Annotated in this window: 19 protein-coding genes and 2 pseudogenes; 10 read left to right on the plus strand and 11 right to left on the minus strand. The window is 60.5% G+C overall.

The window, feature by feature from the left end:
• Positions 1-84: 84 nt before the first annotated feature.
• Positions 85-1,305, minus strand: a complete 1,221-nt coding sequence (locus tag C4J87_RS19425) for an aspartate aminotransferase family protein (RefSeq protein WP_124364051.1) — start codon at positions 1,303-1,305, stop codon at positions 85-87.
• Positions 1,306-1,608: 303 nt separating this feature from the next.
• On the opposite strand from C4J87_RS19425, the gene C4J87_RS19430 reads away from it, so the two are divergent.
• Positions 1,609-7,521 carry a dermonecrotic toxin domain-containing protein gene (locus C4J87_RS19430; RefSeq protein ID WP_124368062.1) on the plus strand — a complete coding sequence of 1,971 codons (5,913 nt, stop codon included), beginning with the start codon at positions 1,609-1,611 and terminating at the stop codon, positions 7,519-7,521.
• A 9-nt stretch (positions 7,522-7,530) separates the two neighbouring features.
• On the opposite strand, the gene C4J87_RS19435 is transcribed toward C4J87_RS19430, so the two are convergent.
• From C4J87_RS19435 to C4J87_RS19460, 6 genes are all read right to left on the minus strand, one after another.
• Positions 7,531-8,511, minus strand: coding sequence for a GlxA family transcriptional regulator (locus C4J87_RS19435; RefSeq protein ID WP_124368063.1), 981 nt, complete (start codon positions 8,509-8,511; stop codon positions 7,531-7,533).
• Between the two features lie 207 nt (positions 8,512-8,718).
• Positions 8,719-9,483, minus strand: coding sequence for an ABC transporter ATP-binding protein (locus C4J87_RS19440; RefSeq protein ID WP_124368064.1), 765 nt, complete (start codon positions 9,481-9,483; stop codon positions 8,719-8,721).
• Between the two features lie 27 nt (positions 9,484-9,510).
• A complete protein-coding gene (locus C4J87_RS19445) occupies positions 9,511-10,623 on the minus strand; it encodes a succinylglutamate desuccinylase/aspartoacylase family protein (RefSeq protein ID WP_124368065.1) in 1,113 nt (370 codons plus the stop codon).
• 1 nt (position 10,624) lies between these two features.
• Positions 10,625-11,323: an ABC transporter permease gene (locus C4J87_RS19450; protein ID WP_124368066.1), complete on the minus strand. Its 699-nt coding sequence runs from the start codon at positions 11,321-11,323 to the stop codon at positions 10,625-10,627.
• Entirely contained in the window at positions 11,320-12,009 is a 690-nt protein-coding gene (locus tag C4J87_RS19455) for an ABC transporter permease (protein ID WP_078738713.1), read from the minus strand. The genes C4J87_RS19450 and C4J87_RS19455 overlap by 4 nt, the downstream gene beginning before the upstream one ends.
• Before the next feature lie 92 nt (positions 12,010-12,101).
• On the minus strand, positions 12,102-12,887 hold the full coding sequence (locus C4J87_RS19460) for an ABC transporter substrate-binding protein (RefSeq protein ID WP_124368067.1): 786 nt from the start codon (positions 12,885-12,887) through the stop codon (positions 12,102-12,104).
• 42 nt (positions 12,888-12,929) lie between these two features.
• On the opposite strand from C4J87_RS19460, the gene C4J87_RS19465 reads away from it, so the two are divergent.
• On the plus strand, positions 12,930-13,187 hold the full coding sequence (locus tag C4J87_RS19465) for a hypothetical protein (protein WP_124368068.1): 258 nt from the start codon (positions 12,930-12,932) through the stop codon (positions 13,185-13,187).
• Between the two features lie 324 nt (positions 13,188-13,511).
• On the opposite strand, the gene acs is transcribed toward C4J87_RS19465, so the two are convergent.
• A complete protein-coding gene (acs, locus tag C4J87_RS19470; protein WP_124368069.1) occupies positions 13,512-15,467 on the minus strand; it encodes an acetate--CoA ligase in 1,956 nt (651 codons plus the stop codon).
• Between the two features lie 398 nt (positions 15,468-15,865).
• Here acs and C4J87_RS19475 point away from each other — a divergent pair, with 398 nt between their 5' ends.
• From C4J87_RS19475 to C4J87_RS19505, 7 genes and pseudogenes are all read left to right on the plus strand, one after another.
• Positions 15,866-16,135, plus strand: a complete 270-nt coding sequence (locus tag C4J87_RS19475) for a DUF2790 domain-containing protein (RefSeq protein WP_124364059.1) — start codon at positions 15,866-15,868, stop codon at positions 16,133-16,135.
• A 481-nt stretch (positions 16,136-16,616) separates the two neighbouring features.
• Positions 16,617-17,867 (plus strand): ribonucleotide-diphosphate reductase subunit beta, encoded by a 1,251-nt coding sequence (locus tag C4J87_RS19480; RefSeq protein WP_124364060.1) that lies wholly within the window; start codon positions 16,617-16,619, stop codon positions 17,865-17,867.
• 65 nt (positions 17,868-17,932) lie between these two features.
• Positions 17,933-18,103, plus strand: a pseudogene (locus C4J87_RS19485) (HNH endonuclease); the annotation flags it as partial.
• A 73-nt stretch (positions 18,104-18,176) separates the two neighbouring features.
• Complete coding sequence (locus C4J87_RS19490; protein WP_124365199.1) at positions 18,177-18,824, plus strand: HAD-IB family hydrolase; 648 nt, start codon at positions 18,177-18,179, stop codon at positions 18,822-18,824.
• 82 nt (positions 18,825-18,906) lie between these two features.
• Positions 18,907-19,041 (plus strand): annotated as a pseudogene (locus tag C4J87_RS26545) (MFS transporter); the annotation flags it as partial.
• Positions 19,042-19,095: 54 nt separating this feature from the next.
• Positions 19,096-20,043 (plus strand): hypothetical protein, encoded by a 948-nt coding sequence (locus C4J87_RS19500; protein ID WP_124368070.1) that lies wholly within the window; start codon positions 19,096-19,098, stop codon positions 20,041-20,043.
• A 109-nt stretch (positions 20,044-20,152) separates the two neighbouring features.
• Positions 20,153-20,533, plus strand: a complete 381-nt coding sequence (locus C4J87_RS19505) for a helix-turn-helix transcriptional regulator (protein WP_124368071.1) — start codon at positions 20,153-20,155, stop codon at positions 20,531-20,533.
• Positions 20,534-20,608: 75 nt separating this feature from the next.
• Here the strand turns inward: C4J87_RS19505 and C4J87_RS19510 are convergent, their stop codons facing one another.
• The 3 genes from C4J87_RS19510 to C4J87_RS19520 all read right to left on the minus strand — a co-directional run bounded on the left by C4J87_RS19510 (position 20,609) and on the right by C4J87_RS19520 (position 24,162).
• Positions 20,609-22,060, minus strand: a complete 1,452-nt coding sequence (locus C4J87_RS19510) for an amidase family protein (protein WP_124369012.1) — start codon at positions 22,058-22,060, stop codon at positions 20,609-20,611.
• Positions 22,061-22,258: 198 nt separating this feature from the next.
• Entirely contained in the window at positions 22,259-22,996 is a 738-nt protein-coding gene (locus tag C4J87_RS19515; protein WP_177412801.1) for a hypothetical protein, read from the minus strand.
• A gap of 107 nt (positions 22,997-23,103) precedes the next feature.
• On the minus strand, positions 23,104-24,162 hold the full coding sequence (locus C4J87_RS19520; protein ID WP_124368072.1) for an MBL fold metallo-hydrolase: 1,059 nt from the start codon (positions 24,160-24,162) through the stop codon (positions 23,104-23,106).
• A 121-nt stretch (positions 24,163-24,283) separates the two neighbouring features.
• Here C4J87_RS19520 and C4J87_RS19525 point away from each other — a divergent pair, with 121 nt between their 5' ends.
• A complete protein-coding gene (locus tag C4J87_RS19525; RefSeq protein WP_124368073.1) occupies positions 24,284-24,904 on the plus strand; it encodes a TetR/AcrR family transcriptional regulator in 621 nt (206 codons plus the stop codon).
• The last annotated feature ends 131 nt before the right edge of the window (positions 24,905-25,035 follow it).

The raw sequence follows: 25,035 nt of genomic DNA on the forward strand, positions 1-25,035 counted from the left end.
CAGTACCAGTTGCATCAACTGACCGTCCGCCATCGGGAGCAAGCCCCCTCCCACATTTGATCCGGTCCGGCAGAAAGATGTGTATCAGGCTTGGGTCAGCGTTTTTACGGCACGTTCGAAGCGATCCAGGCCTTCGTTGATGTCCGCCTCTTCCACCACCAGGCTCGGCGCGAAACGCACCACGTCCGGGCCGGCTTGCAGGATCATCAGGTTTTCTTTCTCGGCCGCATTGAACACGTCCTTGGCCTTGCCCTTGAACGCATCGCTCAACACGCAACCGATCAGCAGGCCCATGCCACGCACTTGGGTGAAGATGCCGTACTGCTCGCCGATCTGCTCCAGGCGCGCCTTGAACAGGTCGTGCTTGGCATTCACGCCGGCCAGCACCTCGGGAGTGTTGATCACGTCGATCACCGCTTCAGCCACTGCGCACGCCAGCGGGTTACCGCCGTAGGTGGTGCCGTGGGTGCCGACCACCAGGTGCTTGGCCAGGTCTTCGCGGGTGAGCATCGCGGCAATCGGGAAACCGCCACCCAGGCTCTTGGCGCTGGTGAGGATGTCCGGCACCACGCCGTAGTGTTGGTAAGCAAACAGGTGGCCGCTGCGGCCCATGCCGGTTTGCACTTCGTCGAACACCAGCAACGCGTTGTTCGCGTCGCACAGTTCGCGGGCGCCTTGCAGGTAAGCCAGCTCGGCCGGCAGTACGCCGCCTTCGCCCTGAATCGGCTCCAGCACCACGGCGCAGGTCTTGTCCGACACGGCGGCTTTCAAAGCCTCCAGGTCGTTATAAGGAACGTGGGTGATGCCGGTGATTTTAGGCCCGAAACCATCGGAGTACTTGGACTGACCACCGACGTTGACGGTGAACAGGGTACGGCCGTGGAAGCTGTTCAGCGCGGCGATGATCTCGTACTTCTCGCTGCCGAAACGGTCGAACGCCACGCGACGGGCCAGCTTGAAGGCGGCCTCGTTGGCTTCGGCGCCGGAGTTGCAGAAGAACACACGCTCGGCAAACGTGGCGTCGATCAGCTTATGGGCCAGGCGCAGCGCCGGCTCATTGGTGAACACGTTGGAGACATGCCACAGCTTGTTGGCCTGCTCGGTCAGTGCGCCGACCAGCGCCGGGTGGGCGTGGCCCAATACGTTGACCGCGATGCCGCCGGCAAAGTCGATCAGCTCGCGACCCGCCTGGTCCCACACGCGCGAACCTGCGCCACGCACGGGAATGAACGCGGCAGGTGCGTAGTTGGGCACCATGACCTGGTCGAAATCGGCACGTTGCACCGGGGCTTGCTCAACGGACATCGGAGTCTCCTGAAGAGGAACGCCTGCCTGGAACTGGCGGGCGATGCAGGGATTGTAAGGACAGTTTTCAGTGCGGCCTTGCCGCCAAGCGACAACTTCTTATAGCGCCAACCCGCGTTTTACGCGGGTTTACGCCAATGCGACAAATAGCGTCGCAATGGCGCAGTTTAAACCGTGCGCCCGCTCCGTGCGCAGGGGATCTTCGCAAATCGGCGCGGGCGTGGCGCCCCACGTATTTACCGCCGTCGATCGGGCGTGGACTGGTCTGCTGGATAAACACCTGTACCCTCAAGGACCGATCCAATGCGCCAACGCCCCGTCCCCGTCGCACCCGACATCCACCACGCAATCCTCACGCAGGCCATCCCCCACTGGCTGGGGGATGCCGCGCCCGCCAGGCGTTCGGCCCTTGGCGAACACGCGCCGAGTATTCCCGACTGGTACAAGCACGCCTGCGACGCCCAACACGCAGAACTCAAGCGCCTGAACGGCGAAGCCTGGACCCGGCAGAACCAAGTGGACAAGGCCCTGGCCGAGCTCAAGAGCCCGGAGACGTTTGGCGCCGAGTTGCTGCAAGCGGCGCTCAAGCGCCAATATGCGCTGGACCTGGATGTGCGCAGCACCTGGCTGCAACTCTACGTGCCCTTGACCCTCGCCGGGGTTCACGTCAGAGCCGGGGCTTCGCGCACCTGGAGCGTATCGCTGCTGAAGGCCGCCCTGCACAACTTCGAGCCGGCTGAAGCCGAGCCCGATGCCTACGAGCAGAACTCCGGCTTTAGCACCCAGCCCAATGCCGCCGGGCACTTCCAGAGCCTGCCGGCGATTGCAGCGCGCATCAGCGTCGCGCAATTCGCCACCCTGTGCCGCGAACTCGATATAGGCGGGCGCTACCAGCGTTATCTCGAGGATTACCTGGGGCTGGGCAACCCCGTGGCCGAAGCGGTGCTTCAGGCCCGCGTCGAGCAAAGCCAGACCAGCGCGCTCAAACTGTCGCTGTACATGGCGCTGCTCAAGGGCGACATCCCGCAGGCCGGGTATGACGCTGTGCACAGCCTGATCAGCCACGCCAGCCAGCGCCCGGCATTGATCGCCCATGAGCTGGTCATCATGTCCAGTCGCCTGGTCGGGATTGTGGTGTTTTCGCCGCACCTGGACTCAAGCCGCGCGGTGGCGCCGGTCATCGCCTATATCCCCGACGACCCGAAGCACCCGATCAAGCAATACCCCAGCGCGCAGGCGTTTATGCAGGCGCTCGCGGCACGGCTGCGTTCGACGGACTTTCAACACTTTTTCAGCCGTTTTGTCAGCCATGCCGATATCGGCAGCTTCTTCGCCGACCTCAACCGCCGCCTGAGCGAAGTGACCTGGCACCCCCATACGCCGGGCGACCCGCTGCCGAGCTGGCGCGAGACCGAGGTGGACCGGCCGAAGCTGGAGTTTCGTGGCCTGCCCATCAAGCAACCCCTGTTCCAGCACCTGCACCAGATGAAGTTGAGCAAGTTGCGCGATGACGCGAGCAGCCAGGCGGTGTCCACCGCCGCCGTCAACCGCAAGGCCCGTTGGGAGCGCTGGGATCTGGTGCAGAAAATCGGCTCGGCGCTGCTGCAAGTGGCAGCCCTGATTGCCAGCCCTTTTGTTCCACCGCTTGGGCTGCTGATGCTGGGCTACACCGCTTACCAACTGCTGGACGAGGCCTTCGAGGGCGTTATCGACTGGGCTGAAGGCCTGACGCGGGAAGCGTTCGGGCACACCATGGGGTTTGTCGAGCAACTGGTGCAACTGGGCTTGTTTGCCACCGGAATCCCTATCGCCCAAGGCCTGTTGCGCAAGGTACTGCCCGGCGAGTGCCTGGGTTTTCTCAACGGCCTGACACCCGTGACCACACCCGAGGGCGGTCAGCGCCTGTGGAAACCCGACCTTGCGCCCTATCGTGTCAAGTTCACACCGCCCAAGACAGTACGTCCCGACCCACAAGGCCTGTACCGCTATAATGGCAACATCCTGCTGTCCTTGGATGGCGATTACTACAGCCTGCAACAAGACCCCGCCAGCCTGCGCTATTCCCTACGCCATCCCAGCCGCCCAGCCGCCTACGCTCCACGGTTACTGAACAACGGCCAGGGCGCCTGGATCACCGAAATGGAGCGCCCGCTGCACTGGGACAATGCCACCCTGATGCGTCGCCTCGGCTACCGGGCGGACGGGCTCAGCGACGCCCGCCTGCGCCAGGCACATAGCGTCAGCGGCACCCACGACAATACCTTGCGCAAGATGCACATGCGCCAGCAAACGCCGCCCCCGCTGCTGGCCGACACCCTCAAGCGCTTCAAGATTGACCAGGCGCTGCAAGACTTCATCACGCAAATGAACAGCGATGACCCCGGAATTTACCGGCAGGCCGATATCCAGACTCAGTTGCAGGTACTGACCAGCAACGGCCTATGGCCGGTATCCAGGACACTGCGTCTTGTCGACTCCAGCGGCAATACCCAGTGGGAGTTCGCCGGGCAATCCGGTGCGCACGTGGTGCAGGTGCGCGAAAGCCAGCTGAAAAACGGTGAATTGCTGCGCATCCTGATCGACAGCCTGGATGAACCCGAGCGCAAGCTGCTGCTGGAGGAACCCGCCGACCTGCCCGCCCCGCACACTCACCTGCGCGCCGGCGCCCTGCGCAAAAAAATCGCCCGGCTTGCCCATGACAAACGCTTCAACCTGTTCGACTCCCGCTACCGCAGCGAAGAACGCAGCCCCACTGCCTCGCTGCAAAAAATCATTGATGCCGCCCCGGAACGCGGGCTGCCCACCAGCGTGGCCGAGGAACTGCTGGCCAGTGCCAGCGGCGCGGAGTGGCGGGCCATTGACCTCGGCAAGGTGCCCGCCCGTATCGTCGAGCAGGCCGCCTCGGCCCAGCTGGAGGTACGCACCACCCGTGCCTACGAAGGGTTGTACCTGGACGCCGTCGACAACCCGGACACCTATCTGCTGGTCCTGCGGTCCCTGGAGCGCTTGCCCGGATGGTCGACCGAGCTGCGCCTGGAACTGCGCGAGTACCACGCCAACGGCCCACTGCTGCAAGCCATCGGCGCCGAAGGCGCCACACTCAAGAGGACCCTGGTACGCACCGAAACGGGCCAGTACACCCCGGTCGATGAAACGGGGCCGGTGTTCGCCGACACCGATTTCTACACCGCCATCCTCCAGGCTATCCCGGACAGCCAGCGCGACGCCCTGGACATCCATATCGGCCAGGGCGAACGCCTGCGCCAGGCGGTTGCCGAACATGTGCTGGACCGCGAGCAATCGCGCGCCCTGCTCGGCAAGGACACCTATCGCGAACCCACCTATGATCCCGAAGTGATGCGCCTGCGTGGCGGCATGGAAGGCTACCAGGCCGCCGGACCGTCACAGGCGCAGCTCTCCCTCGAGCAGCGCGCCCACCACCTGCTGCCTCGGCTCAACCGCGAGCAGATCAGCGAACTGGTGCAAACCCTGGAAGAGCGACCGGGCGGCGCCCTGCCCAGCCTGATCACGCTGCAGGCCGAGTACGACAAAATGGACACCGACCTTGCCGTGTGGGAGCACGCGACGCCGCCGTTCCACCCCATTACCGAGGCACCGCTGACGGCCCAGGAGTATCAATATGCGCGCCGCGATCGCAGGCTGTGGGCCGAGGAAATCAGGCGTAGCTGGCGGCAGGAAACCGAGATTGATGAGGTCCACGAACAGCCGGCTCTCAGCGGCCAGAAGCTGCAACTGACGATGCCCATCTACGGCGAACTGCCCGTGCTCACCGCGCGTTTCGAGCACATCACCCTGCTGGAGTTGAGCGGCGCCCACACCCCGCTGGAGGTGGACAGGTTTGTGCAAATGTTTCAACGCCTGCGTCACTTGACCATCAGCAAATTTTCCCTCGCTCGCCTTGCGCCGAGCATCACCCGACTGCCCGCCCTCAACACCCTGATCCTGAGCGACTGCAACATTATCTTGAGCGAAGAAAGCCGTGCAGTCCTAGCCGGCATGACCCGCCTGGTGACCCTGGACCTGTACAACAACCCGCTGGGCCTGACCCCCAGCGTCGCCAATATGCCCCGGCTGCAGCACCTGGATTTGAGCTATACCGGCATTCGCGAGCTGCCGCCTGGCATGCTCGACCGCCCGCAGCTGGAACTGGCGGTGCTGTCGAACAACCAGATCAGCGAGCTGCCGGCAGCGCTCTTCGATTTGCCGGTGGCCACCAGCCGCAAGTTCGACCTCAGCGCCAACCCGCTTTCGCGGGCGACCCTGCAGCGCGTCAAGGCTTACTACCAAAGGACCACAGGCCGCTGGGATATCGATGCGCCCAGTGCGGACATCGAGCAGGCCAAACGCCTGTTCCCGACCCTGAGCGACGATGACATCAATCAGCTCATTTTTGATTTTCCAGGTGACCTCGACGCCACCCAGGCCGCGCTGGAGCAGCTTGGCGCCGACTACCGCAGCATTCGCCAGGACCTGAGTCCCTGGGCCGAAGACCCGCTGGCCTCGGTCCAGGCGCGCGCCGCCCGCGCACGGTTGGTGGACACCCTCGAGGCTGTCTGGCGCCGGGAAGCCGAGCAGGATGAACAGGCCCAGGGCGATCAGCCATGCTTCACAGTCAGGCTGACGCACCCCGTCAGCGGCGAGCTTCCCGCCCTGAGCCGGCCACTCAAGCAGGTCTCATCCCTGCTGCTGAGCGGCGATGGTTCCGACCTGCTGCTGGGGGCGTTCCTGCGCAGTTTTCCCAACCTGGAACGGCTGTCCGTTGAGCACTATGCCCTCAGTCACTTTCCCAAGACCTTGCCGCACTTGCTGCGATTGACCCACCTGCGCCTGGACGACTGCGGCCTCACCCTCAACCCCGTCAGCACCCAGGTACTGTCCGGCATGGTTCACCTCAAGCACCTGGACCTGGCGAACAACCGCCTGAGCTGGCTGCCGGACTTCAACCGCCTGAGCAACCTCGCCAGCCTGTCGCTCAGTAACACAGGCCTGCGCGAAATTCCGCCGGCGCTGCTCTCCGGCAGTGTTTATCGAACACGGGTCGACCTGAGCCACAACGTCATCGAGGACATTTCCGATCAGGGGTTTGCATTGCCCGCCGTCTTCGGCGCGTCGTTCGACCTGGCGGGCAACCCGTTGTCGCGGCAAACATTGGCGCGTATCAAGACCTACTGCCAGGCCAGCGGCGAACACTGGAACGTCGAGGCGCCCCCGGTGCACATGCAGCAGCTCCAGGCACTGTACCCAAGCCTGGGCGCCCGCGAAATCAATCGCCTGTATTTTCAGTTGCCCGGCGACCTGGACGCCGCCGCGCCTGAAATCACGCGCCTGGGCGTCGAATACCGACAGATGGAACGCCAGTTGCGGGACTGGGCCGCCGACATCCCGCAACGGGATCCGCTGCTCGACACGGTGCTGGACGAAGACACCCGCGCACGTGAACAACTGCGCCGACTGGCCTTCAAAAGCCTGCTCGAACGTTGCTGGCGCCGGGAGGGCGAACTGGACGACTCCAGCGTGTTTATCCGACGCAGCTTCAAGCTGGTGTTCGACGGGCAACTGTTGGGGGACATGCCGACGCTGACCGCGCGCTTCGACCACGTCACCCTGCTGGAAATCATCGGCGACAGCACCAATCAACAGGTCGACGGGTTGCTGAGGTGTTTTCCCAACCTGATCAACCTGACCATCGAGAACCACACGCTGGGCGACCTGCCCGCCTCGTTGTTGCACCTGGCACGCCTGCGCTACCTGAAGCTGGCGCAAAACCACATCCGCTTGACGCCCGCCAGCAATGAGCTGCTGTCGGGCCTGGTCCAGCTGGAATACCTGGACCTGAGCAACAACCCCCTGACCCTGACGCCTGACCTGCGTCATTTCGGGCGGTTGGTATCGGTTTACCTGCACAGCTGTGAGTTGACAAACGTACCGGAAGGGATCTTCAGCCTGCGCCGCCTGCGGGTCGTGGACCTGAGCGACAACCAGATCATGGAGCTGCCCAGCGACCTGCTGGAAATGCCCATGCCGCTGGATGACGACTCTGATTTGAGCGGCAATCCGTTATCTGCGCAAAGCCTGGAACTGCTGCGCAGTTACTACCGCCAGACGGGCTACGAATTAGGCGTGGAAGACGCGATGTTCGACGGCGCCGGCGTTCCCCTGTCGGCGCCCGGCACGCCCCAGCCGATGGAGGAATAACGGCGCGACTCAACCGCGCTCGGACGGCACCGACGACAGTTCGAACGGGCTGCTGCTGCGCCGCTGGTTGCGGTCTTCACGCGGGGTGGCGCCGAAGAAGTTGCGGTAGGCACTGGAAAAATGCGGCCCCGAGGAGAAGCCGCACGACAGGCCGATCTGGATGATCGACTTGCTGGTCTGCATGAGCATCTGGCGCGCCTTGTTCAGGCGCAGTTCCAGGTAGTACTGGCTGGGGACGCGATTGAGGTACTGCTTGAAGATGCGCTCCAGTTGTCGTCGCGACACGCACACGTGCTGGGCGATTTCATCGGTGGTCAGCGGCTCCTCGATATTGGCTTCCATCAGCAACACCGCCTGGGTCAGCTTCGGATGGCTGGAGCCCAGGCGGTTTTGCAGCGGGATGCGCTGGCGCTCGCCGCCTTCGCGGATGCGCTCCACCACCAGTTCTTCAGACACCGCACCGGCCAGTTCGGCGCCGTGATCACGGGCCAATACCGCCAGCAGCAGGTCGAGCACCGACATGCCACCGCAGGCGGTCAGGCGATCACGGTCCCAGTCGAACAGATGGCTAGTGGCGATGACCTTGGGGAAACGCTCGGCAAAATCATCCTGCCAACGCCAGTGCACGGCGGCGCGGTAGCCGTCGAGCAGGCCGAGCTGGGCCAACGGGTACACACCGGCCGACAAACCGCCGATCACACAACCGGCGCGCACCAGTTGCTTGAGGGCGGAGCTCAGTTGCGAAGCGATAACGGTGGGCGGCTCGTCGGCCAGCAGGAACAGTTTCTGGAAGCCTTCCAGCTTGCCGGCCCACGGTTCGCCAGGCAGTTGCCAGGCGCCGTCCATTGGTGGCTCGGCGTGCAGGAACGACAGTTCATAAACCACGTCCGGATGCACCCGCTGAGCAACGCGCAAGGCCTCCTCAGCCAGCGCAAGCGTGAGGGCTTTTGTGCTGGGCCAAATCAGGAAACCAATTTTATGGGCGGTCATGGAAGGCTATCCGAAGCGAGTAACGGTAATGAAGACAAAGGCCAATGCTAGCCCGTAAGTGAATAGAAATCTCAAAACGATGAAGATCCCAATGTGGGAGGGGGCTTGCTCCCGATAGCGGCGGATCAGTCAGCAAATGTGTATCTGATGTACCGCTATCGGGAGCAAGCCCCCTCCCACAGGGTGCAGCGTCTCCAGTGAAGTGGGCTATTTCAAGCTGCCGGAGAGAAACTGCTGCAACCGCTCCGACTGCGGATTCACCAGCACTTCGCGCGGGTTGCCGCGTTCTTCGACGATGCCTTTGTGCAAAAACACCAGCTGGTTCGACACCTCACGGGCAAAGCCCATTTCGTGGGTCACCACCACCATGGTGCGGCCTTCCAGAGCCAGGTCCTGCATCACCTTGAGCACTTCGCCGACCAGCTCCGGGTCGAGGGCCGAGGTGGGTTCGTCGAACAGCATCACCTCCGGCTCCATCGCCAGGGCACGGGCGATCGCCACGCGCTGCTGCTCGCCGCCGGACATGTGGCCGGGGAAGGCATCCTTGCGATGGCCCACGCCGACCTTGGCCAGGTAATGCTCGGCCTTTTCACGGGCGTCTTTTTTCGACATGCCAAGCACATGCACCGGCGCTTCCATCACGTTTTCCAGCGCGGTCATATGCGACCACAAGTTGAAATGCTGGAACACCATGGACAGGCGCGAACGCATGCGTTGCAGTTGTTTAGGGTCGGCGGCCTTCATGGCGCCATCTTTGTTCGCGACCAGTTTCAGCTCTTCGTTATTGAGCAGAATCTTGCCGGCGTGAGGTTGCTCGAGCAGGTTGATACAGCGCAAAAAGGTACTTTTGCCCGAACCGCTGGAGCCGATGATGCTGATCACATCACCGGCAGCGGCGGCCAGGGACACGCCTTTGAGCACTTCATGACTGCCATAGCGTTTATGCAGGTCTTGGACTTCAAGTTTGTACATGCGGTCGGTTCTCACAAAAACAGGTGGTCAGTCGTTGAGCAAGCGCCCGTGACGCAGCGCTTCGCGCCCCGCCACCTTGGCCAGCCAGAAACCCGCTTGGGCGTAACGCAGCCGTTCAACGGCGAACAACACCCCGGACGTGCCCGCGCAGACGATGCTGACGCGGTCGGTCAGAGGATCAATCACTTCAAAAATCGGTTCGCCGGTTTCAACCCAGTCACCGGCTTCACGCAGGTAACTGATCACGCCGGCGTGGGGTGCGAACAGCAACTCGGTGCCCTCGAAGGGCATGCCTTCACACGCCTCGTGCTGCGGCGCGGGCCACTCGCCCTTGATCAAGCCTTGTTCGGCGAGGAACGCCAGGATGCCCTCGGCATGGAAGATCGCCTCGTCGCGGCCGGTGTCGGCCTGGCCGCCCAACTCCAGGGTTGTCGCCAGACAGGCCAGCGGGATCTGCGCCTCGGGGAACGCCCGGGACAAGCGCAGCCACGGCAGCGAACACGCCTCGTCAAACGAACTGCCACCGGAATCTTCCGCCAGCAGGCCGACTTTTACATTCAAATGCGCCGACAGCGAACGCCACTGTGGCCAGTGCTGAGGCAGCGCGTACATGTGCAGCGCGGCTTCGGCGTCGCAGTGCAGGTCGAGGACGATGTCGGCGGTGCAGGCATGGCTCAGCAGAATGCGTTGCATGCCTTGCAACTGACTGCTCGGCGGCGCCAAGGCGCTGAGCACGTCGCTCATGGCCTGGCGGATCAGGCGCACATTGGCGTGGGGGTCATCGCCCAGTTTGCCGTGCAGACGCTCGGCGACGGGCGCGCTCAACTCAACAAAATCGCGGTTGAAATTCTTGCCGCTACCAATCTCGAAACGCCCCTGGTGGCTGCCCTGCAGCAATTGGCCCAGGCCCATCGGGTTGGCAACGGGCACCAACTCGATCACGCCATTGAGCGCCCCTTGGCGTTCCAGGTCGGTAAGGCGTTTTTTCAACTCCCAGGCGGCGCGCATGCCGGGCAACTCATCGGCGTGCAGGCTGGCCTGGATGTAGGCCTTGCGCTCGCCACTGCCGAAACGGAACACACTCAGCTGGCGCTCACAACCCAGGTGGCCCCAGGGCAACAGGTGATCGATACGTTCCATATCAATGCTTCCGTGGAGCCAGGTAGCTCAGCCAGCGGCGCTCGGCCACCTTGAACAGGCGCACCAGGATGAACGTCAGGCACAGGTAGAACGCGCCGGCAGTGATATAGGCTTCAAACGGCAGGTAGTACTGGGCATTCACCGTGCGCGCGGCACCGGTGATGTCGATCAAAGTGACAATGGAGGCCAGGCTGGTGGTCTGCAGCATCATGATCACTTCGTTGCTGTACTGCGGCAGCGCGCGGCGCAGGGCCGAGGGCAGCAGGATGCGACGGTACAGCTTGTAGCGCGACATGCCCATGGCCTTGGCCGCTTCAATCTCGCCATTGGGCGTGGCCTTGAGGCTGCCGGCGATGATCTCGGCGGTGTAGGCGCTGGTGTTGATCGCGAACGCCAGGCACGCGCAGAAGGTGGCGCTGGACAGCAACGGCCACAGGAAGCTTTCCCGTACGGACTCGAACTGGGCCAGGCCGTAGTAGATCAAAAACAGCTGCACCAGCATCGGTGTGCCGCGGATCACATAGGTGTAGAGCCATGCCACGCCGTTGACGATCGGCTGCTTGGACACGCGCATCAAACCCAGGGGCAAGGCGGCGAGCAAGCCGAAGAACAGCGAAATGGCGAGCAGTTTCAGGGTGGTCAGCAAGCCGCCAAGGTACAGCGGCATGGCCTCCCAGATGACGTTGTAGTCGAAGATCATAGATCAGCCGCCCTTACGCCTACCGAGTAGCGCTTCTCAAGATAGCGCAGGGCCAGCAACGACACGCTGGTGATCACCAGGTACATCGCCGCCACTGCGAGGAAGAAGGTAAAAGGCTCGCGGGTGGCGTCCGCCGCCTGCTTGGCCTTGAACATCATGTCTTGCAGGCCCACCACCGAAATCAGCGCGGTGGCCTTGGTGAGTACCAGCCAGTTGTTGGTAAACCCGGGGATTGCCAGCCGAATCATCTGCGGCACCATCACCCGGAAAAACACCTGGAAGCTGCTCATGCCATACGCCAGGCCGGCCTCAGCCTGGCCCTTGGGAATGGCCATGAAGGCGCCGCGGAAGGTTTCCGAGAGGTAGGCGCCAAAGATGAAACCCAGGGTGCCGATACCGGCGGCCAGGGGGTTCAGGTCAATATAGTCGTCAAAGCCGAGCATCGGCGCGACGCGGTTAAGCAAGTCCTGGCCACCGTAGAAAATCAGCAGGATCAGCACCAGGTCGGGGATCCCGCGGATCACCGTGGAGTACAGGTCGCCCAGCCACGCCAGCCAGCGCACCGGCGACAGGCGCAGCGCGACCCCGATCAGACCCAGAACAATGGCCAGGGCCATGGACGACAAGGCGAGCTGAAGCGTCAACCATGCGCCATCGAGGATGACGGCCCCGTAGCCTTTCAACATGATTCAGGTCCTCGAAAAGGGGGATGAAAAAATGGCGCAAACTTCAGAGTGTTCTGTTGCTTGCGCCATTTCGGACAGACAGCTGCGACTATTTACTGGGCATCAGCGCCGTAAATATCGAAGTCGAAGTACTTGTCCTGGATCTTCTTGTATTCGCCATTGGCACGGATCGCGGCGATAGCGGCGTTGATGCGCTCCAGGTTTTCCTTGTCGCCTTTGCGAACCGCGATGCCTACGCCGTCGCCGAAGTATTTGACGTCGGTGAACGCGGGACCTGTGAACGCGTAGCCTTTGCCGGCGTCGGTTTTCAGGAAACCGTCCTGCAGCAGGGTGGCGTCGGCCACGGTGCCGTCGAGGCGACCGGCTTGCACGTCCAGGTAGATTTCGTTCTGGGTGCCGTAGGGAACGATGGTGGCGCCCTTCGGTGCCAGGACTTCCTTGGCGAAACGGTCATGGATCGAACCACGCTGCACGCCGATCTTCTTGCCTTTCAATTCATCCAGGCTGTCGCTGACGGCAGTGCCTTCCTTCATCACCAGACGAGCTGGGGTCAGGTAGTAGCGGGTGGTGAAGTCCACGGATTTCTTGCGGTCTTCAGTAATGGACATGGATGACAGGATCGCGTCGATCTTGCGCACTTTCAGCGCCGGGATCAGGCCGTCGAATTCCTGCTCGACCCACGTGCACTTCACGTCCATCTGCTTGCACAGGGCGTTGCCGATGTCGTAGTCAAAACCGACGATGCTGCCATCCGGCGCCTTCGAGGCAAACGGAGGGTAAGCGGCTTCGATACCAATTTTCAGCGGTTTGCCTTCAGCGAAAGCCTGCATGGACAGCACGGACAGCGCCAGGGCGCCCAACAGCACGAGTTTCTTCATCTTGGGACTCCATCGGTATAGGGCAAAACAGCAGTATGAGCCATGGCCCACGATGCGGCGAAGGTGAAACCGAAAGCGGTGCAGCGTCCTGCGCCAGTGCGTGCCAGCGACGACGAGCGAGTGATCGGCATTCTAACGACAGGCTGGAAGCCGATATTTCCTCAATGCGACAACAATTTACAGAAGCACCGAGAAAGCGGTTCCAACTCATTGACAGCCTCTGAATTTTATGCAGAGGCAAAAGATATTAAACCAGCTGATGCTGCAAATTGCGGGCCTATTATTCGCAAACCCTTCTAGCACGGCAAGTGTGGCGTTTAATCTTATTTCAAAGGGTGTCTGAAACGCGGTTTTCCTGGGCGCGAGCGTAGCCGTTTGCCTCATGCCTGGGCGCGGGGTTACACATTTGCGTCAACCGGTAACATTCAGAAACGTCCTACTGCGCAAACCGATATTTATTTGCCAGCTGGCAATGCAGGCAGCAGCTGTACAGGCCTTGAAATGCAATCCAAATGTGGGAGGGGGCAAGCCCCCTCCCACATTGGATTTGTAGTGATTTCGAGAGACCATGAAAAAGCCCCACCCGGCCTACGCCGAATGGGGCTCTTTCCCATCCACTCCGCCTTACGCGACGTTCATGGTCTTGTGCGTCTCGATCAAATGCGCCACCACCCCCGGGTCGGCCAGGGTGGAGATATCCCCCAACCCGTCATACTCAGCCGTGGCAATCTTGCGCAGAATCCGCCGCATGATTTTCCCCGAACGCGTCTTCGGCAAGCCTGGCGCCCACTGGATCACGTCCGGTGAGGCAATCGGGCCGATTTCCTTGCGCACCCAGTTTTTCAGCTCCAGGCGCAATTGTTCGGTCGGCTCTTCGCCACCGATCAAAGTGACATAGACATAAATGCCCTGCCCCTTGATGTCATGCGGCACGCCGACCACCGCCGCTTCCGCGACTTTCGGGTGTGCCACCATCGCGCTTTCGATCTCGGCCGTGCCCATGCGGTGGCCCGACACGTTCAACACGTCGTCCACACGCCCGGTGATCCAGTAGTAGCCGTCCTCGTCGCGCCGCGCACCGTCGCCGGTGAAATACATGCCACGGAAGGTCTTGAAGTAGGTATCGACGAAACGGTCATGATCGCCAAACAGCGTACGCGCCTGGCCCGGCCACGAATCGAGGATCACCAGGTTGCCCTCGGCCGCGCCTTCGATCAGGTTGCCGAGGTTGTCCACCAACGCCGGCACCACGCCAAAGAACGGCCGCGCCGCCGAACCCGGCTTGAGCGCATGGGCGCCCGGCAGCGGGCTCATCATGTTGCCGCCGGTTTCGGTCTGCCACCAGGTGTCGACAATCGGGCAACGGGATTGGCCGACATTCTTGTAGTACCAGTCCCAGGCTTCCGGGTTGATCGGCTCGCCTACCGAGCCCAACAGGCGCAGGCTGCTGCCATCGGCGCCTTCAACGGCGGCGGTGCCCGATGCCATCATCGCGCGGATCGCGGTGGGTGCGGTGTAGAGAATATTGACCTTGTGCTTGTCGACGATCTTCGCCACCCGGGTGATGTCCGGATAGTTCGGCACACCTTCGAACAGCAAGGTGGTCGCGCCATTCGCCAGCGGGCCGTAGACAATATAGGTGTGGCCGGTGACCCAGCCCACGTCGGCAGTGCACCAGTAGATTTCGCCAGGGCGGTAGTCAAACACGCGCTCATGGGTCAGGGCCGCATACAGCAGGTAGCCGCCGGTGGTGTGTTGCACGCCCTTGGGCTTGCCGGTGGAACCGGAGGTGTAGAGGATGAACAGCGCTTCTTCGGCGCCCATCTCTTTGGGCGCACACACGGTGCCCGCCACTTTCATCAGGTCTTCGTACCAGATGTCACGATGCTGGTTCCACTTGATCGTGCCATTGGTGCGCTTGCACACAATGACCTTCTGGATGCTGCTGGTTTCCGGGTTGGTCAGTGCGTCATCGACGTTGGCCTTCAGCGGAATCTTCTTACCGGCGCGAATGCCTTCGTCGGCAGTGATCACCACCTTCGACTTACAGTCGATGATGCGACCGGCCAGGGCTTCCGGCGAGAAACCGCCGAACACCACGGAATGAATCGCACCGATGCGGGTGCAGGCGAGCATGGCGACCACAGCTTCGGGGATCATCGGCATATAGATAGTCACCACGTCGCCGCGATGCACATCCTGGCCGCGCAGGGCGTTGGCGAACTTGCAGACTTGTTCATGCAGCTCGCGGTACGTGATGTTGCGGCTCTCGGCAGGGTCATCGCCCTCCCAGATGATCGCGATCTGGTCGCCGCGCTCGGCGAGGTGACGGTCCAGGCAGTTGTAGGAAACGTTCAGGGTGCCATCGGCGAACCACTTGATGTCGACATGGTGATCGTCGAACGACGTCTGCTTCACCGTGGTGAAAGGCTTGATCCAGTCAAGACGCTTGGCTTGCTCGCGCCAGAAACCATCGGGATTGACCACCGATTGCTGGTACATCGCCTTGTAGGTCGCCTCGTCGGTCAGCGTGTTGGCTGCTACTTCGGGGCGAACGGGGTACAGGGAAGCCGCACTCATCTTTCTTACCTCGGTGACATAGTTGTTGTTGTATGGCCCCTGTTGTAGCCGGGGTGGGCCTATAGAACCATTCGACGATGGTAGTAACAAGACCCTACAAATTACCCAGCTATGCCCAGCTGCCGCTCTGGCCCGCGCCCCGTGGCGCTTCGCAGGTTTCTGAAAAAACCTTCATGGAGGGATTGTTACAAAAACTGCCAAAAGTGTTTATCAAAACCACGGGTATATGAATATAAGCCGCAGGCCTAGAATCAACCCCGTCAACACGACACCGAGATTAACACCGCAACAGCCCCCACGAAGGCAACGTTAATCCGAACTTCCCAACTCTCAAGTTACACACGCGGCCTCACAAGGGCCCCGTGACCCCTTTCGCCCTGAAGAAGGTAAACAGAGAAATGAAAGCGTTATTAGTTTTAGCCCTCAGCAGCCTGTGCGCCACCGCCGCCCTGGCCGACGAGGCCCCGACCGAGCTGGCTGGCCAGAACGCCCCGATTGTTGAGGACTATACCTACAGCACCCACTTGGACGTCGCTAAAGTAGTCTCCATGAGCAACATCCCGGAAGTATGCGAAGTTGTACCGGCGAAGATGGAATATGAGGATTCGCAGGGTCAACGTCATATTCTTAATTATCATGTCATGGGTAATGGTTGCTCTAACGGCTGATTATTGGTTAGTGGATTCTTGTTCGCCGCAAGAAATCGTTCTTGCGGCAAAGAGCCGGTCCTTAATCCACCGCCCTCCCCTCCACAAAAAACATCCCACCGCCCGTCAAAAAATTCCTCCCCCGCCAACCCCCTGCAAACCCTCGCCCTGGCCCAAATAGCAGCCTTTTTGTCCGCTCACCGGGACAATCCGCCACAACACAAACCCGAATTTTTCCCTATAATGCGCGGGTAAATCGGGCCTGCAATATCCCTTTACACAGGGACGAAGAGCCAGACCTGAGGCCTCCGCTGGAGCAAGCCCCGCCGCTCCGCACCTCAAGCCTCATGCAGAACCCGTAACCCAATTGCGTTTAATGCCTGCGCTAGCTGCTGCAACAAACGATTCCTTAAGATCCACCGCGGCCCTGGGGCCGTGTGAACACCCAACCATCCGGTTTCACACGGGCACCTTTGAGCCCTCACGCAGGAGACGACACGTCATGCTGAGCTGGGACGAATTCGACAAAGAAGAAGAAGGCGAAGTAGCCACCAAAGGCGCCAACGCCGGCCACGCCACCGAAGCCAACATGGACCGCCTCGACGGTGCCGGCGCTGCCGCCGCCATCGAAGCCCGCGCCGTCACCGCCAATGACTCCGCCGCCATCGTGCGCGCCAAGGCAGCCCTGGACAAACTCGACGTCGCCGAAGGCCTCGCCGAACTCGAAGGCGCCTCCGCCCGCGTCGCCGTTGACGAAAAACGCATGATCAACTGCCGCGCCGACCTCAACCAACTCGTGCCCTTCAAGTACGACTGGGCCTGGCAGAAGTACCTCGACGGCTGCGCCAACCACTGGATGCCGCAAGAGGTCAACATGACCGCCGACATCGCCCTGTGGAAAGACCCCGAAGGCCTGACCGACGACGAACGCCGCATCGTCATGCGCAACCTCGGCTTCTTCTCTACTGCGGATTCGTTGGTCGCCAACAACCTGGTGCTGGCCGTGTACCGCCTGATCACCAACCCGGAGTGCCGCCAGTACATCCTGCGCCAGGCCTTCGAAGAAGCGATCCACACCCACGCCTACCAGTACTGCATCGAATCGCTCGCCATGGATGAAGGCGAGATCTTCAACATGTACCACGAGATTCCATCGGTGGCCAAAAAGGCCGCCTGGGGCCTGAAATACACCCGTTCGATCTCCGATCCGAAGTTCGAAACCGGCACCGTCGACACCGACAAAGAACTGCTGCGCAACCTGGTCGCCTACTACTGCGTGCTGGAAGGCATCTTCTTTTATTGCGGCTTCACCCAGATCCTCTCCATGGGCCGCCGCAACAAAATGACCGGCGTGGCCGAGCAGTTCCAGTACATCCTGCGCGATGAGTCGATGCACCTGAACTTCGGTATCGATGTGATCAACCAGATCAAAATCGAAAACCCACACCTGTGGGATGCCGAGATGAAGGAAGAAGCGACCCAGATGATCCTGCAAGGAACCCAACTGGAGATCGAATATGCGCGGGATACCATGCCGCGTGGGGTGCTGGGGATGAATGCCGCGATGATGGAGGACTATCTGAAGTTCATCGCTAACCGTCGCCTGTCGCAGATTGGCTTGAAGGAAGAGTACCCAGGCACGACCAACCCGTTCCCGTGGATGAGCGAGATTATGGACTTGAAGAAAGAGAAGAATTTCTTTGAGACTCGGGTGATCGAGTATCAGACCGGCGGCGCGTTGAGCTGGGATTGATTCCTGAGCCAAGCAACCTCATTAAGCCCTGACTTGTTCAGGGCTTTTTTATGCGCGGTGAACGGCCATTTCTTGAAGTACATCGCATTTCCCGCCTCGCCCAAAAGGGTTCGGATCGCATCACCAATGCTGTAGCCTTGTGCCCCAATTGCCATCAGCGTTGTCACCGGTCGAGTGACCGGGAGGCGTTCACCGAAGGGCTTTACGCCAAAATCGGAAGATTGGCACGGGAGTAGACTCCTGCTGTCACACCTGATGCACATTCAAAAAAATACTAGATAGGACCGAGGCCAACCCGTGAACCCAGACATGCTCGAAGCCGGCCCCGTTGACGCCAAAGTACTTTCCGTCTTTGACTTCGACGGCACCCTCACCCACCACGACAGTTTCGTGCCCTTCCTCAAGTTTGCCTTTGGCACTGGCGCGTTTTATGGCCGGATGGTCAAGCTGGCGGTGCCGGGGCTGCGCTTTTTGGTGCGGCAGATCAGCCGGGATGAATTGAAGGCGCAGTTGATCCGCACCTTTATGACCGGGGTGGAGAAGGCGTGGGTGCAGCGCAAGGCCGAGGAGTATTGCCAGCGCAATTGGGCGCGGTTGATGCGCCCGGCGGGCGTGTTGTCGGTGGAGCAGGAGTTGGGCTCGGGCGCGGTGGTGACGCTGTGTTCGGCGTCGCCGGCGTTGGTGTTGCAGCCATTTGCCGATCGGCTGGGGATCCGCTTGATTGGGACTGAGCTTGAGGTGGTCGACGGGGTGTTGACCGGTAAGCTCACCGGGAATAATTGCCGCTGTGAGAATAAGGTGCTGCGGCTTGAGGCGGTGTATGGGGATCTGGGCGAGTATCGGCTGCGGGCCTGGGGCGATACGCGCGGGGATCGGGAGTTGCTGGCGGCGGCTCAGGATGCGCATTTTCGGCATTTTCATGCGAAGAAGAAAAGGCGGGCCCGGTTGCAGCGGTGATGCGGGCACAGGGGTGGCTGGGAGGCTGAGGTGATCCCATCGGAGCCTCGCTAAAGCTCGACACCTCCCACATTTGATTGTCATCGGTCCGTTGATTTGCGTGTACCTACTGATCAACGCGGCGCCGGCCAGCATGTTTTATGCCTTGGCGGCATTGACCGCAGCCGGGGGCACACTGTGCTTCCTGAGTGGACGGCGGGTTGCAAGTTCTTGCTGATATTTGCGCAGGTTCTCGCTATTAATAGCCAAACCTCTCACGGACCCGAGCCCCATGAAATTCGACACGGCCTACAGCCTGAGTCTCGATGACAAACTGTCAATCTATGACGTACGAGACCTGAATTTCGACGAAACCGCCGATTTCGATTCCGACAAGGAGCGCTTTCTCTGCCCCAACGATGTGTGCCGTGCGGCGTTTGATACGGGCAATACGCTGAGCACCTTCAACGCAAAAAACGTCACCTACCAGCGCACGCCGCATTTCAAGAACAAGACCAGCACCCGGCATATCGACGGTTGCCGCTACGCCAGCACCCATAAGAGCGCAACCGGTGAAAGCGATGACGAGCGCGAGGAAAATTTCCCATCAGAGTTTGTGCTCACACGACGTCAATACACACGTAGGAGTCTTCTGACAGGCGCAGAGAACGTCGCCCTGCAAGACCCGGTGAAAGCCCCCGCGAATCGTGTCTCCACACCCCACGCCAACAACGACACCACCCCGGATAAAACCAGCGTATTCGCTCACCCGGTGGAATGCTACGTGTCGAATATCGACGACAAGGACAAGCTCAAATCAATGCCGTTGAAAATCGGCGAGCACACGGCGACGTACTGGACGTTTTTCAAGAAAATCGAATACCTGCAAGACAACCAGGGCCTGATCTATTGGGGCAAGATCAAAGCCATCAAGGACTACACCAACAGTGTTCGCATCGATTTTGAAAAGAAGGTATGGCTCGACAAGAAGCCCTACTCCGTCAATGTCTACCTGAGCAAGAAACTGCTCGATAGCTACCGCAAGCGCACAGCATTCCTGGCGCAGATCAAGGCTGCGGCGGGCAGCGAACGACCGTTGTATTGCTTTTTCTATGGCGTGACGCCGCAGCTCAAGCAGGTACCGAGCCAGAAGAACCCCGAACAGACGTTCGGGGTATTCAGCGCGAATATTGAAAACCTGGATCATCTGATCATCCGGGAGGCGCCGGGGATGGAGTAAACGCACACTGAAAAACACCACCCATTGCCCTGAGTTGATGAGCGGTACAAACAACTGTATAAAAACACAGTATAGTTGTGCCTCCCCTGTCGAACCTGGAGAAATCCCCATGTCCTCTCTGGCAATGAGCTCTTACGTAGAACAGCAGATCGTCCTTCATCAATTCACCGCCAAACACTGCGCCCAGGCGCGCATCATGTTGGGCTGGAGCCGCGAAGAGCTGGCCCGCGAGGCTGGCGTGGCGGTGCAAGCCATTCAACAATTGGAAAGCCACGGCGACGTGGATGATGACACTCGATTGGCCCTGGCATTTTGCCTGGAAGCGCAAGGGCTGGTGTTTTTCCCGGGGTTCGCACCGGGGTGGGGGATGAGCAAACGCCGATTCGACAGCGTATCGGCCGAACCGGCGGCGCCAGGCCTTCTCTCTCGGTTGCTGGGCTCACCCGCTGCATCAAATGAGTCACCCGCTCCCCAACCGAATGGTGCGTAGAGTCCAGCCTGATCACCGGCAACCCAATGGATTAACCAGCTTTCATGCCGCTTTTGAGCAGAGGCTGAATCACATTCAGACGTTGCCTGCAGGCCTCTCAACCGCGTTATCTGCCATTACGGGTGCTGGCGTAAAGGGAGCGCCAGGGCGGAATGCCGGCTGTTTAATCGCCCGTGTGGCTTGCTCATAAACATAGGCCGCCGACAGCACTGTGGCATCGTTGTTAGCCGACCCGTAAAGGTAAAGCGCCGTTGGCATCCCCTCATCGTCAAGGCCGGAAGGAATGGACATTCCCGGGTAACCTGCCGCAGCGCTGAAAAAATAGTTGTTTGAGAGGAAGTTCGACACCATCGCATCGAGCCTGTGCTTTTTCATCGGATCATCGATGGTTTTCTGGAAAACCGGAATGACGGCCGCCCACAGCTTATCGCGCTGGTCCTGAGTGCTCACCAGGCCATTGATAAGCTCCAACACTTTCTGGTCGGGCTCACCGGGCTGCTGGTGACGCTTATTGAAAGCAATCAGCTCCGAAAGCGATTTGACAGGCAAACCCTCGCGCCCGGCGAGATACTCTTCCAGTTGGTGCTTGACGTCTGAAAATAATGCTTCGTTGTAATCGGCGTAGGTTTGCTCAGCGACGCCATCCTCCAGCGTTCCCACGGGCACCAGGATCGCACCTTGAGACTTCAACACCTCAAGCGCATCCGCGAAATGCTTACGGTCCGCCCGCTTCGCGGGGTCTTTGGCCTCCTCTACGGACAATTCAGGCACAGGCGTGTAGCCAATTCGCTTGCCTTTCAAGGCATCGGAGCGCAGTCCCTCGGTGTAAAGCGTGGTCTCGGTCATGGCGTTGAGCGCTTCTGCCGCATCGCAGACATTGCGCGTGAACGTGCCAATCGTATCCATGCGTGAACTGGTCATGACACCCTCGGTACTCAGCAAGCCCACGGAGGTTTTCAAGCCAAAAACGCCGTTGTAGGCCGCGGGAGTAGTGATCGATCCGTTGGTTTCCACCCCTAACGCCAGCGGCACATGCCCTTGGGCAACCGCTACGGCAGAACCTGAGCTCGAACCCGCTACCGTCCCGCCCAGGCGATGCGGGTTCAGCGTCTGGCCACCTCGGGAACTCCAGCCATCCACCGGTAATTCAGAGCGGAAGTTCGACAGCTCGCTCATGTTGGTTTTACCTACAACCACCACGCCGGCTTTCAGCAAGTTGTCCACGACCTTGGCATTTTGAGTGGCGGCCTTGCCCACCAGAGCCTTGGAACCGGCGCTTGTCTGCATCCGGTCCCTGGTTTCGAATACATCCTTCAGCGCGATCGGAACGCCATGCAAATACCCGCGCACCTGGCCTTTTTCACGTTCAAGGTCCAGCGCCCTGGCTTGCTGGAGCGCATCCGGATTGGTTTCTATGAACGCGTTACCGCCCTGCAGCCCATGATCAATATTGGCAATTTGTCGGAACGTGTCTTTCACCAGCGATTCTGAGGTGACCCCGCCGCAGCTGGCCATCTCCACCGACATTTGACATGCGCCCTTGAAGCCCTGCGGCAGATTTGAAAGCGCTTGCAACAGGCCTGTCGCCCACCCACCTGCCGAAACTGGTCCGATCATGGAAATACCCCTAAATGACTGAAAGAGAGCTATCGGCCGATAACCCAACACGAGTCTAAGAGGCTGTTCCGGCGTCGCTATGCAGGCTAATCCTGCTGCCCGGTATGATCATTCCGTACCCGGTGTGGGCGCGACAGTTGATAGAAGCTGGCGGTAAGTTTGCAGCAGGACCTGCACGCGATCAGCCGCCCAACGGGCTCCGTAAAACCAGAGTTGGGTGCCATCCTCCAGTGCCTGACAGGCGCTGGGGTATCCACTTCTGCGCGCCGCATGAAACGCCGCACTCTGAGCGTCTGACACCAGGGCATCCAAACGATGGCTGGCCACGAGCGCATCGATGGCCGTACCGGATTCGAGAGGGTCGTCCGTACGCTGCGCGTCCACTGCGACTAATTGCACACCCGCTTGGCCAAGGATAACGAAGGCACGGTGCAAGGTTGCACGCTGGTCCGTGGGTTCAACATGCCCACCGCGTACGTAGCGGATGGCATAGCCGATGCGCCACCCCGCCAGCACAGGGGAGGCAGTAAAAGCGCTGTTGTTTTGCACCAGGGGCACTTCAACCATCACCGGCCCAGTGGGGTCGACACCACTGAGGGCAACCAGTGATAACGCGGGGTCTCGTGTGGGCTTGATCATTGGAGGCAAGGCGTTATAGCCGGGTATGAGTACCGTCCCCTCAGCGCGTCCGGCACCGAAAACGATAGCACCGGTGCTGGCGTTATCGGTTCGCGCCTGGGTGACGGTTGAAGAACCAGGATCGGCATGCTCGCCTGATACGGCGAGCGACGATGCTGAGAGGCACGGCATGCCCAGTCGCCAGAGTTTCTTGCAGTCCTCGTTCATTGCAACGCCCCTCGAAATTAACTTTCCGACGGATCATCGCACTCTCTTCTGACGTTTGTCGCAGAGTCGAAACACCCTGAAAAACACCTTTTTCACAGGCTCTTCAGCTAACCCGCAGCCTGTTCTTTTACATCCTGAGTCTCTACCTCCAACCACCACGCATGCCCTCGTTCGGGCTGGTTGAGCCGGAACGCTTGCCCCATCGCCGGCGTAGTAATCGACACGTTGCGCTCCCAGGCCAGCGCCATGATGCGATCGAACGGCTCGTGCCAGGCGTGAAACGCCAAGTCGAAGGTGCCGTTGTGAATCGGTAGCAACCAGCGGCCCCTGAGGTCGATATGCGCCTGCAATGTTTGCTCCGGCTGCATATGCACATGAGGCCAATCGACGTTATAGGCGCCGGTTTCCATCAGGGTCAGGTCAAACGGTCCGTATTGCTCGCCGATCCGCTTGAAGCCGTCGAAATAACCCGTGTCGCCGCTGAAAAAGATCCGCCGCGCGTCATCGATCATCACCCAGGAACACCACAGGGTCTGGTTGCCGTCAAACAGTCCACGCCCGGAAAAATGCTGCGCCGGCGTGGCTACAAAACGAATGCCATCGACCTCGGTGCCCTGCCACCAATCCAGTTGCCGCACCTTGGCGGCGTCCACCCCCCATTTGACCAGGGTGTCTCCCACGCCTAAGGGCGCAAGAAAGTACCGCGTCTTGGCGGCCAATTGGATCACAGCCGTGCGGTCGAGGTGGTCGTAGTGATTGTGGGAAAGGATCACCGCTTCCAACGGCGGCAACTCCTCCAGGCTGATCGGGGGTTGGTGAAAGCGCTTGGGGCCGGCCCAACTGAACGGTGAGGCGCGTTCGGCGAACACGGGGTCGGTGATCCAGAATTTACCGCGCATTTTCAACAACACGGTTGAATGGCCCAGGCGGAACACACTGTGATCAGGGGCTGCCACCAGGTGCTCGCGGGTCAGGGGTTGTACCGGGATGTTGCCCACAGGCCTTGTGGTGCGCGGCTTGTTAAACAACATGTTCCAAAAAATACGCAAGGTCTTGCCAAAGCCACCGTGGGGCACCGGCGCGTCGTTGGTGAAATGCCCCTGGTCGCGCTCGGCAGGCCTGGGCGCAGTGGATGTCGGGCCAACACGTGTTGAAATCGTAGCCATTACAGAGTGACTCCTGCGTCCGCTCATAAATTACACTGCACAGTGTAGTTTCTACATTGCAACAAAACCCGAAGCAAGTAAACTGCCGAGTGTAATTTCATTTTTGAGCCGAACGCCTTCCATGACTGCCTCCCAACGCCTCACCGACCGTAAACGCGAAGCCATCGTGGCGGCGGCCATCGCCGAATTTCGCGAGAATGGCTTCGAGGTCACCAGCATGGACAGGATCGCCGCCACGGCAGGGGTTTCCAAGCGCACGGTCTACAACCACTTCCCCAGTAAAGAAGAGCTGTTCGCCGAAATACTGCATCAATTGTGGGCCAGCAGCGCCGCGCAACTGGATGTGGCGTACAGCAGCGACCAACCACTGCGCAATCAACTGCGTGGGTTGCTGGAAGCGAAAATGAAGATGATGGCGGATGCCAACTTCCTCGACCTGGCACGCGTGGCCATCGCGGCCACCATTCATTCGCCGGAACGCGCCCAAGACATGGTCAACCGCTTGAGCGAGCGCGAAGAAGGCTTTACCCAATGGGTTCGTGCCGCCCAGGAAGACGGCCGCCTGAGTTGCAAAGACCCGGCGTTCGCAGCTCACCAGATACAAAGCCTGCTCAAAGCCTTTGCGTTCTGGCCGCAGATCACCCTTGGCCAGCCTACCCTTGACGCAACGTCCCAGGCCGATGTGATCGAGTCGGCGATCGATCTGTTCCTTGCAGGCTATGAGGTCAGTCCGCCGCAGTAGCACAATGCCGCCATTGGTCGCCTCGCTAGAAATGTCTCCACCCGAAGGCGAACTTCCTGGCAGGCCGATCACTCTGAACCCGTTGTTCCACCCCCCTCTGTCAGCACAAGGAGCTGGCAATGAGCAAGTCA

Source organism: Pseudomonas sp. R1-43-08 (genome assembly GCF_003852255.1).
Taxonomy (GTDB): Bacteria; Pseudomonadota; Gammaproteobacteria; order Pseudomonadales; family Pseudomonadaceae; genus Aquipseudomonas.